At 51.0% G+C, this 13,128-nt stretch carries 10 protein-coding genes; 6 read left to right on the top strand and 4 right to left on the bottom strand.

All coding sequences use genetic code 11. The annotated features are described in order from the left end of the window. Positions 1-46: 46 nt before the first annotated feature. Together ACK2JC_RS05980 and ACK2JC_RS05985 are read left to right on the top strand one after the other, a co-directional pair. The gene (locus ACK2JC_RS05980) at positions 47-1,777 is read left to right on the top strand and encodes an ABC transporter ATP-binding protein (RefSeq protein WP_320936283.1); all 1,731 of its coding nucleotides are present in this window, start codon (positions 47-49) and stop codon (positions 1,775-1,777) included. Continuing rightward, positions 1,774-3,576, top strand: a complete 1,803-nt coding sequence (locus tag ACK2JC_RS05985) for an ABC transporter ATP-binding protein (protein ID WP_276855227.1) — start codon at positions 1,774-1,776, stop codon at positions 3,574-3,576. The genes ACK2JC_RS05980 and ACK2JC_RS05985 overlap by 4 nt, the downstream gene beginning before the upstream one ends. A gap of 67 nt (positions 3,577-3,643) precedes the next feature. Here ACK2JC_RS05985 and ACK2JC_RS05990 read toward each other — a convergent pair whose 3' ends face one another. Next, positions 3,644-4,372 (bottom strand): metallophosphoesterase, encoded by a 729-nt coding sequence (locus ACK2JC_RS05990; RefSeq protein WP_320936282.1) that lies wholly within the window; start codon positions 4,370-4,372, stop codon positions 3,644-3,646. Between the two features lie 596 nt (positions 4,373-4,968). On the opposite strand from ACK2JC_RS05990, the gene ACK2JC_RS05995 reads away from it, so the two are divergent. Continuing rightward, the gene (locus tag ACK2JC_RS05995) at positions 4,969-5,754 is read left to right on the top strand and encodes a hypothetical protein (protein ID WP_227170219.1); all 786 of its coding nucleotides are present in this window, start codon (positions 4,969-4,971) and stop codon (positions 5,752-5,754) included. A 144-nt stretch (positions 5,755-5,898) separates the two neighbouring features. On the opposite strand, the gene ACK2JC_RS06000 is transcribed toward ACK2JC_RS05995, so the two are convergent. Together ACK2JC_RS06000 and ACK2JC_RS06005 are read right to left on the bottom strand one after the other, a co-directional pair. Beyond that, the gene (locus tag ACK2JC_RS06000; RefSeq protein WP_411338464.1) at positions 5,899-6,846 is read right to left on the bottom strand and encodes an RloB family protein; all 948 of its coding nucleotides are present in this window, start codon (positions 6,844-6,846) and stop codon (positions 5,899-5,901) included. Between the two features lie 3 nt (positions 6,847-6,849). Then, positions 6,850-8,232, bottom strand: coding sequence for an ATP/GTP-binding protein (locus ACK2JC_RS06005; RefSeq protein WP_320936280.1), 1,383 nt, complete (start codon positions 8,230-8,232; stop codon positions 6,850-6,852). 231 nt (positions 8,233-8,463) lie between these two features. Between ACK2JC_RS06005 and ACK2JC_RS06010 the strand changes: the two genes are divergently transcribed. From ACK2JC_RS06010 to ilvN, 3 genes are all read left to right on the top strand, one after another. After that, a complete protein-coding gene (locus tag ACK2JC_RS06010; RefSeq protein ID WP_320936279.1) occupies positions 8,464-9,048 on the top strand; it encodes a TetR/AcrR family transcriptional regulator in 585 nt (194 codons plus the stop codon). 89 nt (positions 9,049-9,137) lie between these two features. Then, positions 9,138-10,862, top strand: coding sequence for a biosynthetic-type acetolactate synthase large subunit (gene ilvB / locus ACK2JC_RS06015; RefSeq protein ID WP_320936295.1), 1,725 nt, complete (start codon positions 9,138-9,140; stop codon positions 10,860-10,862). 1 nt (position 10,863) lies between these two features. Further along, complete coding sequence (ilvN, locus tag ACK2JC_RS06020) at positions 10,864-11,364, top strand: acetolactate synthase small subunit (RefSeq protein ID WP_320936278.1); 501 nt, start codon at positions 10,864-10,866, stop codon at positions 11,362-11,364. A 111-nt stretch (positions 11,365-11,475) separates the two neighbouring features. Here the strand turns inward: ilvN and treC are convergent, their stop codons facing one another. Further along, positions 11,476-13,128 carry an alpha,alpha-phosphotrehalase gene (treC, locus tag ACK2JC_RS06025; RefSeq protein WP_320936277.1) on the bottom strand — a complete coding sequence of 551 codons (1,653 nt, stop codon included), beginning with the start codon at positions 13,126-13,128 and terminating at the stop codon, positions 11,476-11,478.

Below are 13,128 nucleotides of genomic sequence, written 5' to 3' on the forward strand. Positions count from 1 at the left end.
GCGTTACCTGACGGCGCTTGTATTTGTAAAACCAAGGAGGTAAAACATGAAGAAAATATTTGCGGAGCTGAAAATGTTCCGCCTGCAGCTGCTGTGCGTGTTTGTCAGCGTGGCGGCGGGCGTGGGGGCCACGCTGGGGCTTCCCACCTATCTGTCGGACATCATCAACAAGGGGATCGCAGGAAAGGATATGAACTATATCCTTCGCACCGGAGTGATCATGCTGGGAATCGCAATTCTCGGAATGGTGTGCAACATCACCACCGGTTTTTTCGCTTCCAGGATCGCCCTTGGATTGGGAAAAAATGTAAGAAGTAAGGTATTCAAAAAGGTGGAGTATTTTTCTCAGGCGGAGATCGACACATTTTCCACCGCCTCGCTGATCACGCGCACCAACAACGACATCACTCAGGTACAGAACTTTATGGTCATGTTCCTGCGGATCATTCTGACCGCTCCGATCATGTGTGTGGTGGGCATTCTGCTGGCCTACAGCAAGAATCCCAAAATGTCCAGTATCCTGGTGGTGTCCATGCCGGTAATGATCTTTATCATCAGCCTGATCGGCCGCCGTGCCATGCCCCTCTCCCGGAAAATGCAGTCCAAGATCGACCGGATCAATCTGATCATGCGGGAAAAACTTTCCGGAATCCGCGTGATCCGCGCCTTCGGCACCGAGGACTACGAGGAAAAACGCTTTGACACAGCCAACAAAGACCTGATGAACAACGCCGTGAAAATGATGCACGCAATGTCACTTTTAGGGCCGTCCCTGATCCTGGTATTGAACCTGACCGTGGTGGGACTGCTCTGGAGGGCCGGGCAGGGAATCCGCACCGAGCCGGTGATGCCCGGCGATATCCTGGCCATTATCCAGTATGTCATGCAGATCATGATGTCGGTGACCATGCTCTCCATGATCTTCGTCATGTATCCCAGATGCGCTGCCTCCGCGGACCGAATCTGCCAGGTGCTGGACACGGACAATTCCATAAAAAATCCGGAGCAGCCCCGGCAGTCCGCCGGACAGAAGGGCTTCCTGACCTTCCGTGACGTCAGCTTTTATTTCCCCGGAGCCAAGGAACCCGCGGTCAGCCATGTAAGCTTTGAGGCAAAGCCCGGGGAAACCACGGCTGTCATCGGCAGCACGGGCAGCGGAAAAACAGCCCTGGTGGGGCTGATCCCGCGTTTTTACGACGTGCAGGAGGGAGAGGTCCTGGTGGACGGGGTGAATGTCAAGGATTACGATCTGAAGGACCTGAGGAGAAAAATCGGCTACGTGCCCCAGAAGGCCCTGCTGTTCAAGGGAACGATTGCGGAAAATATCCGTTTCGGGGACGACTCGGCAAACGACGAACGGGTGCGGGAGGCGGCCGCCATCGCCCAGTCCACGGATTTTATCGAGGATAAGCCCGATGGATTTGACTCGCCCATCGCCCAGGGCGGCAGCAACGTCTCCGGCGGGCAGCGGCAGCGCCTGGCTATCGCCAGGGCCATTGTCCGAAAGCCCGAAATCTATGTGTTCGACGACAGCTTTTCCGCCCTGGATTTCAAGACGGACTCTGCGCTGCGCCAGGCTCTGGCAAAGGAAACCGGGGCCGCCACGGTGGTGATCGTGGCCCAGCGCGTCAGCACCATCATGAACGCGGACCGGATTATTGTGATGGATGAGGGTAAGGTCATGGGGATGGGCACCCACAGGGAGCTGCTTAAGACCTGCGAGACCTACCAGGAAATTGTCCGCAGCCAGTTGTCGGAGGAGGAGATGAGCGCATGAAATACATGAATGTCGGAAAAACGGCGAAGCCGATCAACACCAAAGGCACCATGCGCCGTCTGTTTTCCTTTATGAAACCCTACCGTGTGCGGATCGTCCTCATGGTAGTCTGCCTGGTTCTGGGCGCCGTGTTTACGACCCAGGGCCCCTATACCCTCGGCCGGGCCATGGACGCCCTGGTGGCGGTGATAGTGGACAAAACCGGGGCGCTCCAGGGATTTGAGGTCTTTCTCACCGTGCTGCTGCAGCTGGGCTGCGTCTATTTGCTGGCCTTTCTGTTCAACTACTCCGGACAGTTTATCGTTGCCGGTGTGGCGGAGCGCACCATGCACGACCTGCGTATGGCGGTGGACAAAAAGATCCGCCGTCTGCCCCTGGCTTACTTTGACGGAAATACCTTCGGCGATGTGTTAAGCCGCGTCACCAACGACGTGGACACCATCGACACCTCCCTCCAGCAGAGCATCAGCCAGGTGATCACGGCCGTATGTACCATGATCTTCATTTTCGTGATGATGCTGGTGGTCAGCCCCATTCTGACCCTGATCGGCGTCTGCGTGATCCCGCTCTGCGGATTTGTGAGCATGAAAGTTGTAAAACATTCCCAGAAATATTTCCAGGGACAGCAGTCTGCCCTGGGCGAACTCACCGGGTATGTGGAGGAAATGTACAACGGCCAGAACGTGATCGCCGCCTTCGGCAAGGAGGAGGATATCATCACAAATTTTGAGGAGATCAACGAGCGGCTCTACACCAACGGCTGGCGGGCGCAGTTTTCATCCAGCATTATCATGCCGCTGACCCAGGCGCTGACCAACATCGGCTATGTGGGCGTGGCGGTGGTCAGCGGGTGGCTCTGCATAAACGGCAGGCTCTCCATCGGCATGATCCAGTCCTTTATCCAGTATCTGCGCCAGTTTTCCCAGCCCATCAACCAGATTTCCAACATCGCCAACATCATGCAGGCGACCATGGCGGCGGCCCAGAGAGTCTTTGAATTCCTGGATGCCAAGGAGGAGGTGCCCGAGGTCCAGGCACAGAAATTCCCCAAAAAGCCTGAGGGAAATGTGGACTTCAACCACGTACAGTTCGGATACTCCGACGACCGGCTGCTGATCCATGACCTGGATCTCCATGTGGGTTCCGGAGACAAGATCGCCATTGTGGGCCCCACGGGAGCCGGTAAAACCACGCTGGTCAATCTGATTCTGCGTTTTTACGACGTGAAGGGCGGAAGCATCACCATAGACGGTATCGACGTGCGGGACATGAACCGCGAATCCCTCCGCTCCATGATCGGAATGGTATTGCAGGACACCTGGCTGTTCTCCGGCACCATCCGGGACAATATCCGCTACGGTAAGCTTGACGCCAGCGACGAGGAGGTGGTGCAGGCCGCCAAGGCCGCCCACGCCCACGGATTTATCATGGCTATGCCCGGCGGCTACGACATGCAGCTCCACGAGGGCGCTTCCAACATCGCCCAGGGGCAGCGGCAGCTTCTGACCATCGCCCGGGCCTTCCTGTCGGATCCGGAAATCCTGATTCTCGACGAGGCGACCTCCTCCGTGGACACCAGAACCGAGGTGGCGATCCAGAAGGCCATGAACAAGCTCATGGAAGGCAGGACCAGCTTTGTCATCGCCCACCGCTTATCCACCATCAAGGACGCGCAGCTGATCGTCTACATGGAGCACGGGGACATCAAGGAAGTTGGAAACCACAAGGAACTGCTGGCTAAGGGCGGCTACTACGCCGCACTGTACAACAGCCAGTTCGCGGCGGAGAACGCCGGATAAAATCGTGAAGGGAGAACGCCATTTCCGGTGCTCTCCCATCTTTTTCCAGTTTGAATTTTGTTACGACCTAATAGTAAAACTCCTTCTCATCCTCCAGCCGCAGGACGCCCAGGCAGGCCTGGTCCCCGCTTATGGCGCAGCCGCAGTCCAGACCGGTGAAATACGGATCCCGGAAGATTCTGGCCCGTCCATCTTTGCCGCAGCTGGCGCTGCAAAAATAGGTGGTGATGGTGTGGCCGATCAGGACGTTCCGCCCCATCTCCCGGATTTTTTTCAGGATTTCATCTTCCTTCCACTGTTCATCCGAGACCCGCCGCCAGACCATGTTATACAGCAGCTCCAATTCATCCCCGCCCATGTCCCTCACCCGCACCGGCCGGTCCGTGTAGCGCAGGTCCGGGTAAGCGTGCACCAGGTAGTAATGCTTCCCCTCCACGTTGAGGTCGGGAATGGCAACGTAGGAATCGGCGATTAAGCGCAAAATTGCGTCCTGCTCCACGTCATCCAGCTCCAAAAAGCGCTGCGCCGTAGGCCTTCCGCCGTTTCTCATCCAGCTCTCCGTCCATTCCTCGTCGTCGCACTGTATGCAGTAGTACAGAAACAGTTCATGATTCCCGATAAAAAGGAAAATATTCCCACGTTTCATGATATCCTGTAAAATGCGGATTCCGTCCTCTCCCCGGTCGATCACATCCCCAAGGATATAGAGTTTATCATCCTCCCCCAGGTTCAAATCCTCCAGCATGGCCTGGTATTTGTCCCATCTTCCGTGAATATCCGCACAGACATAGTTCATAAGGGAATCCCCTCCTTCTCCTGCCGTCCTGCGACAGCGTGCTGATTTTAGTTTACCATAGTTTAGATGAATTCGCGGCTTCAATTCAGGTTTTATTTGTCGGTTGCAGGGCGGCGATGCGATGCGGTGCGGCGCGGCGGCCCGGCGCGCCTGACGGGGGCGGGCGGATTTGTCGGGTTGGGCGGTGGGGGATGGCGGACGGAATGACCGGACGGGATGGCCCCGGCGGGCGAAGTGGACAGGCGGGCGGGGTGGCCCCGGCGGACAGAGTGCACGGGCGGACGGGGTGGCCCCGGCGGGCGAAGTGGACGGGCGTACGGGATGGCCCAGGCGGGCGAAGTGGACAGGCGGACGGAATGGCCCCGGCGGGCGAAGTGGACAGGCGGGCGGGATGGCCCCGGCGGGCGAAGCGAATAGGTGGGCTGAGATGGACGGAGTGGCTGGAATGGCCTGGACGGCTCGGGGTAACCCGGGCGGCTCGAGGTGGCCCCGGCGGCCGGACCGGCTCCCCTCCGCCGTATTTCCGGGAACGGTCTTCTCACTCCATTTAAAACGCCGCATATACTACAGTAAAACTACTATCGGTGGTATTTCTCATGAACAATGATCCTCGTGGTACCATGTTCCAGCAAGGGGATATTATGCGCATCAACAACGCCTATGTGGAAGATGTCTCCTGTTCCAATAACTCATCGGGCAGTATCCTGGTCTCCTACGCTGTGCGGGAGCCGGGGCAGGCTGTGTCCATACAGCAAATCAGATTAAATCTCAACCGTCAGACAACGGTGACCAATGCGGCAGGGCAAAACTCCTGCATCTGCTGCATCCGCAAGGGGATGTGGGTCAACGTGGGCTTCTCCCCCGCTATGACCCGAAGCATCCCGCCTCAGTCCAACGCCTTCTGGGTTGCGATCCAGAGGACGCCCCAGGTCCCGGTTCCTCCGGTGCAGCCGGTTCCCCCGATTCAGCCTCTGCCGCCCGTGCAGCCCTGGCCTCCGGTACAGCCGCTGCCACCCGTACGGCCCTGGCCTCCGGTAGCGCCGCTGCCGCCCAGACCTCCGGTGCAGCCAATTCCGCCCAGGCCCCTTCCCCCCAGACCTCCGGTGCGTCCCACGCCGCCCCAGCGGCCCTCCTCCACGACCACAGGCAGAATCGCCCGGATTGATTTCAACAACCGTTATATTTTGCTGGGAAGCGCCAACAATCCCAACGATCAGACCCGGTTCAACATCTCCAACGCGACGGTATTTACCAACCGCTTCGGAGCTCCGATCCGCTTCGGCGACCTCCGCCCCGGCCAGATGGTCCGAGTCACCCATTCCAATGCGGAGACGCTCAGCATTCCGCCGCAGTCGGCCGCGTTTCGGGTGCAGGTGCTGTAAAATAATTCCGCACAGATAACGCGCCGGATGTTAGGAATACAAGACAAAAGGAGGTTGCGACAAAAGTAGATGGAAAATCTACCGGAGCCGCAACCTCCTTTTGCTTCCAAACAGAAAAGCGGACTTTAAAGAGTCCGCAATCCATTATGTTCGCATTTCTTCAATTAATATTCCAATATTGCTGCCGATCGAGTCTTCTAATTTTGCAATATCTTCACAAAATTTCTTTTCATTACTAATTGCTTTGTCTATGTTCCTCACCAATACCTCTGCCTTATAAGAATTCTTTTTATACCCTGGCCAAATTCTTCGAAGCTCTTGCTCGGCATATCTTCTTTTTGTCGTTACTTTTGGATTATCTAATAGCTTTTTCCTGTCTAATTCAACCACTTCATCAAAGTGCAGCAGCAGCCAAAATTCAAAACACGGATTTGTGACGAATAATCCAAAACCGTTTTCTCTGCACTTATCAACAACGTATTCATATTGATTATTTTCTGGTGTAGAAACGAAACTTTGCCGATCTCTATCGACAATTAAACAAATTTGACCAAAACCTTCTGAATATGTGAGGCCGCCTTCTTTTATAATATTGGAAATATCCAATACGATATGACTCAACTCATATTCTTTCTCTAATGTCTCCAAAATCAAACGGGAATCTCCTTCCACATCTTCAACATCAGAATTCAGCTCTTTTTGAATGTTTTGATCACAAACCCTGCACATTGTTTTCCATATACTTCTTGCTTGTATTCCACTGGTTGTTATGATTCCCATTTCATAAAAGCTGTCCATTATACGATTCAACAACGTCTCATAGGATATATGCTTTGTTTTGCTCTCCTCTAAATTTTTAATGATCCGATCCAATATTTTTTTAGGATTACTGCACCCCTTTTCACTATAACTTCTGATAATCGGTATAAGCTCAATTAACGGACTAATCCCTACATCCTCGCGCATCGCCCTGACCATATCAAAATATATAACTTCAGTAATCGATCCTTCATATACAAAAAAATACTTTCTGCGCGTTTTATCTGATGAAAATACATGTGTGCGTTCTCCGAAGATCCTGCTTTCCCTCATTTATTATACCTCTCTAATTGGAAATACGGCATTAAAAACAGGAACTCCACCATAACGTCCTTCCAAATACGCTTTGTCAATCTTCTGATCAAACCGCGTATTATATTCCTCTAAAGAATAGATATCACTTTCTCCAGATTTTCTTTTATTTACAAACCAAATCTCATCTCGACGCAACAAGTCAAAATCTAAAAGGCGTGACTCATGGGTTGTCACAATTAATTGTATATTCTTCTGTGATGCCAGCGCTAAAAATGTGTCAACAAATTTATATGTCAAGCTTGGATGCAGACATCGATCCAATTCGTCTATAACATATGTTTTACCTTCTCCCGATAAAAGTACCTCCAACAAATCCAACACTCTTACCGTACCATCTGATTCTTCTGACAGATCAAATAAAATATTTTTTTTGCCATGGGAAAACTTAATAGTTCTACAAATAATATTTTCTTCTTTATCAATATTCAAAATAAAGAAATCCCGATTGCTTCGCATTATGATTCCTAATCCCTTAGCCTCAACCTTACTCTTCATTTCAACGATTCTTTTTTCAAAATCAGCAATTAAGTCATCTTGTATTCCCTTTGGCAAATGCCCCAATATTTTTTCAACAGGAACTTCTACCATTTTAAAATCTGTAATACCTGTTCCAAAAGCGGCTATCATTCTACAAATTTCTTCTACATTTTCAGTTTCTGCCATATAAGAATAATCAGAAATGGGTCTATCCGGATAATTTATATCCAGGTCTCTTTTAATCCACATATAAATGTTCTGAAATATAGCGGCTTGTTCAAATTGCTGATACAAAGTTTTTTTATTCTGATTCAGTACAGACAGCAGCAGTACACTCGTATCCTCTTGAATATCCTCTGCATAAACATCTAATTTATCAATCAAGCCTTTAACATTTACCTCTCTGCCAAACTCATAAAATCCATTAATGAGGTCTCGACTAAAAAGCACTTTTTCTTTATTGTCAGCTGTAATTTCAATAAGCCATTCAGATGTAAATTTACTTTGATTTAAAATCACTTCAAAACCGTATGCATAATATTTATTATCTAATAATATTTCCAGTTCAAAGTAACTTTCTTTAATTCGATTATCTTCCTCCGCCTTACAATACTTATCTGTATGCCCTTCCGGTAAACCTGAAATTACAGTTCTTCGCATAAAATCTATTGCTTTAACAAGATTAGATTTTCCAGCTGCATTTGCTCCATAAACAGCCGCAAATTTTAAAAGTTTAATCTTTCCATCCTCATAAATATGCTCTTTTTTACCCCTTGTTTTCCCACCTATCATAGAAAACTCTTCGGATTTCCCATCTTCCCTTTCTGAAAACGATAAAAAATTTTTCACATTAAACCGAATCAGCATCTTCCTTTACCTCCTATTAACGTAATTAATTATATGTGATTTTTTCACTTTTGTCAAATATTCATTATGATTATATGCCATTTTTACGCTTTTTAATACGTTTTTATCACTTTTCTTAACAGTTTCGCCCGGTACACCAATTCCGCCCCATCCACCCCGTCTTTCAGAATCTTCTTGACAAGCTCCCGTTAAACGTCTAAAATGATAGCAAGCACTTGCATGGAGGCCAATATGGACGATACCAGCCAGAAAATCATCGACGCCACAATGGCATTAATCCGCGACAAAGGCTATGTCGCAACGACCACCAAGGACATTGCACATCTGGCCGGCGTGAATGAATGCACGTTGTTCCGAAAATTCAAGAACAAAAAGGATATTGTGTTAAGCGGCATCGCACAGGAAAAATGGCGCGCGAATATTACCCCGGAACTATTTCAAAATGTGGTCTGGGAGCTACAGCCCGATTTGGAAATGTTTATGACCACATACATGGACCGGATCACCCCGGACTTTGTAAATCTGTCCATCGGACTCAGGGCGCCCCAGCTCTATGATGAAACCGCCCCCATGATCATGAAAGTGCCCCAGGCCTTTATTTCCTCTTTGATTGAATATTTTGAAAAAATGGAGCAATTAGGGAAAATAAACCATATGGACTTTGAAAGCCTGGCCATGACCATTTTTTCATCCACGTTCGGCTACACGTTTTTGAAGTCCTCCTTCCATCAGGAGCTTACGAGCCTTGACCGGGAACAGTTTATCAAAAACAGCGTGGCGGTATTTCTAAACGGAATTTCTGATCGGAATTTCTGAACGTTAAACCATGGTACTGTACTTCCAGTACCATTTTATAAGCTACAAATGCAAGCAAGTACACGCATACAAGGAGGCGGTTTCGATTGATGACAGGAGCAGAATTATTTGTAAAAGCGCTGAAAATGGAACAGGTGGATACGCTGTTCGCTTATCCGGGAGGCCAGGCAATCGACCTGTTTAACGCCCTTTACGGCGAACGGGACATCGACGTGATTCTGCCGCGCCACGAACAGGGGTTAGTCCACGCCGCGGACGGTTACGCGCGTTCCACCGGAAAAACCGGCGTCTGCCTGGTCACGAGCGGGCCGGGGGCCACAAATCTGGTGACGGGAATCGCCACGGCCAATTACGACAGCGTTCCCCTGGTCTGCTTTACAGGGCAGGTCCCCACCGGACTGATCGGTAACGACGCATTTCAGGAGGTGGACATCGTGGGAATCACGAGAAACATCTGCAAATATGCGGTCACGGTCCGCAAACGCGGCGATTTGGCGGAGACCATCAAGAAGGCCTTTTATATTGCCCGGACGGGAAAGCCGGGCGTTGTGGTAATTGACCTGCCCAAGGACGTCCAGCAGGCGTACGGGAGTGACGAGTACCCGGACGAAGTGGAGATCAGGGGTTATAAACCTAAAGTTTCCGTCCATGCGGGGCAGATCAAAAAAGCCGTGGAAGTATTGAATCGCGCGCAAAAACCCGTGTTCCTCATTGGCGGGGGCGTCATCATCAGCCACGCCCAGGATGAAATGCAGCGGCTGGCCGAAGCGACGGGCGTTCCCGTTATCACCACCATTATGGGAAAGGGGGCCATTCCCACAACCCACAACCTCTACATTGGAAATATCGGAATACACGGAAGCTACGCGGCAAACACTGCGGTCAGCCAATGCGACGTTCTGTTTTCCATCGGGACCCGGTTTAACGACCGGATAACGGGCAAAATCGGTGAATTTGCCCCCCATGCGGCGATCATCCACGTTGACATAGACCCGGCTTCCATTTCAAGAAATATCGCGGTTGACATTCCCATTGTGGCCGACGCCAAAAGCGCGATCTCAGCGCTGCTGGAAAAGGCGCAGCCAGGCGGCACGGGAGAATGGCTGGAGGAAATAAACGGCTGGAAACAGCAGCACCCCATATCCATGGGGCCGGAGGGACTGACGCCAGAGAAAATCATAAGCGCCATGAACGACGCCTTTGACAACGTCATTATCGCCACGGACGTAGGGCAAAACCAGTTGTGGGCCACGCAGTTTCTGGAACTTGGCAAGAACAGACAGCTGCTCACCTCCGGCGGTCTTGGAACCATGGGCTACGGATTCCCGGCCGCCATAGGGGCCAAAATCGGAAATCCCGACAGGGATGTGATCGTGATTACCGGCGACGGCGGCATGCAGATGAATATACAGGAGATGGCCACCGCCGTCTGCTGCGAACTGCCTCTCATCATCTGCATTTTAAACAACGGTTATCTGGGAAATGTACGGCAGTGGCAGGAAATGTTTTTCAACAAGCGCTATTCCGGCACCTGTATACGCAGTCGAAAGAGCTGCCCACCGGCCTGTAATACCCCGGCGGATTGCTGCCCGGAATACACGCCGGATTTTATAAAATTGGCGGAAAGTTACGGCGCACACGGAATCCGCGTCACTTCCGAAACGGAAATCGCGGCTGCGTTTGCAGCGGCAAAACGTATGCCAAAGGCGCCCACGGTCATTGAGTTTATCATTGAGCGGGAGGCAAATGTTCTGCCCATCGTTCCGCCTGGCAGCGCTCTTGACCATATGATTTTGGAAAGCGGGGATAACTGATATGAAAAAAAGATGGCTCTGTTTATTCGTGGAAAATGAGATCGGCGTGCTCGCCAGAATTTCGGGATTATTTTCCGGGAAATCTTACAACTTAGACAGCCTGACCGTCGGCGTGACGGAAGATAAAACCGTTTCCCGGATGACCATCAGCCTGACCAGCGACGACAAAACCTTTGAACAGGTAAAAAAACAGCTTAACCGGAGCGTGGAAGTCATCAAGGTCGTGGATTATACCGACATCCCCATCCACATGAAAGAATTGATGTTCGTGAGAGTCAATCACTGCTCCGACCGGGATATCGACGAGCTCTTTCGCATTTCACGGATCTTCCATGTATCGGTCATCGACTACACCACGGCAACGGTATTGATTGAGAGCGTGATGACAGAGGCACGCAATCAGGAGCTGATCGCTTTGATGAAAAAATGCTATCCCAACCGGGTGGAAATTGTGCGGGGCGGGAGCGTGGCGGTTGAGGCGTTGAGCGTGGGGGAGCGATAACAGCGTGGCGGAGAGGTAGCAGCGCAAATAACCGCTTACCACAACGGGACGGCAGCCGGTTGTGATGAGCGGTTATTTAATCATGAGGTTACGGTTCGTTCCCTCCGGTCTTTATACCCTTCCAAGAACCATAAACTCGTAGGGTTCCATTGTATATGTTTCCCCTTCCGGGTCCATTTGACGGGCTTCATAGTTTTCCAGCAAAACCGGATCGCCGCGCCAGGCTCCGTCCACCTTAACCGTGTGCTTCTCTCCGTCCAGATTGCAGAACACAGCGATCTGCTGCTCCCCAAGTTTTCTCCGGTACGCCAGCACCCGGTCCGTTCCGGTCTCTAAAAAGGAGATTTCTCCCTCTGCAATGACCGGATACATTTTTCTCATGGCAATCAGCTTCTTATAAAAAGATAGGATGGAATCCTGGTCGTTTTGCTGGGCTTCGACCGTAATTTCGTTTCTAAATCCGGCCGACATGGGAAGCCACGGCTCCGTCTCGGAAAATCCGCCGTACTGTTCCCCATTCCACTGCATGGGCGTCCGGCTGTTGTCCCGCGATCTGGCCGCCAAAGTCTCCAGCGCCTCTTTCTCTGTTTTTCCATTTTTTAGCAAAATCTGATAATAATTCAGGCTTTCCACATCCCGGTATTGTTCGATGGAAGGATAATGGGCGTTCAGCATTCCAATTTCTTCTCCCTGATAAATATAGGGGGTTCCGCGCATAAAATGAATCAAACCTGCCAGCATTTTCGCCGACTGCTTCCAATAGGCCGTTTCATCTCCCAGTCTGCTTACAATCCGGGGCTGGTCGTGGTTGCACCAGAACAGCGCGTTCCAGCCGTGCCCTTTCTGCATCTCGATCTGCCACTCAATAAAGAGCTCTCTCAACTTCTGATAATCCGCAGGCATCAGCGCCCATTTATCCCCGTCCTTGTAATCCACTTTCAGATGGTGGAAATTAAAGCACATGGAGAGTTCCTTTTCCTCCGGCGCAGAATACCGGATACAGTGTTCGACCGATGTGGAAGACATCTCGCCCACCGTCACGAAATCCTCAATCCCCGCATCCCGCACCAGTTCCTTCAGATACTCATGAATATGGGGGCCGTCACTGTAAAATCTCCGCCCGTCTCCCAGGAAATCATCCTCCATCACCTCCGGTTTGGAAACCAGATTGATCACGTCAAAACGGAATGCCTTTATGCCTTTGTTTTTCCAGAACCGCAGAATCTCCTTTAATTCTTCGCGGACCCTTGGGTTATCCCAGTTTAAATCCGCCTGGGTCACATCGTATAACCGGAGATACCATTTTTTAAGGGCGGGTACATATTCCCACGCCGGGCCGCCGAATTTTGACTGCCAGTTTGTGGGAATGCGGTCCGGCCTGCCGTCCTTGAATATATAATACTTCTGATAGGTCTCATCCCCTGCCAGAGCCTTCTGAAACCATATGTGTTCGGTGGAGGTATGATTGAATACCATGTCGAGCATCAGTCCCATTCCTCTTGCCTCGCTCTGCCGGATCAGCTCTTCCAAATCCTCCATGGTCCCAAACTTGGGATCAACTGCGCAGTAATCCGCCACATCATACCCATTATCATGTTGTGGGGATGGAAAAAACGGTGTCAGCCACAGGTAATCCACCCCCAATTCCTGCAGATAATCCAATTTTTCAATCACTCCGGGGATGTCTCCAAAACCATCCCCGTTGGTATCCCGAAAGGACTTCGGGTAAATCTGATAAACTACTTTATCGCTGAAATCTGCCAT

Source organism: Enterocloster lavalensis (assembly GCF_046603895.1).
In the GTDB taxonomy this organism is placed as follows: Bacteria; Bacillota; Clostridia; order Lachnospirales; family Lachnospiraceae; genus Enterocloster; species Enterocloster lavalensis.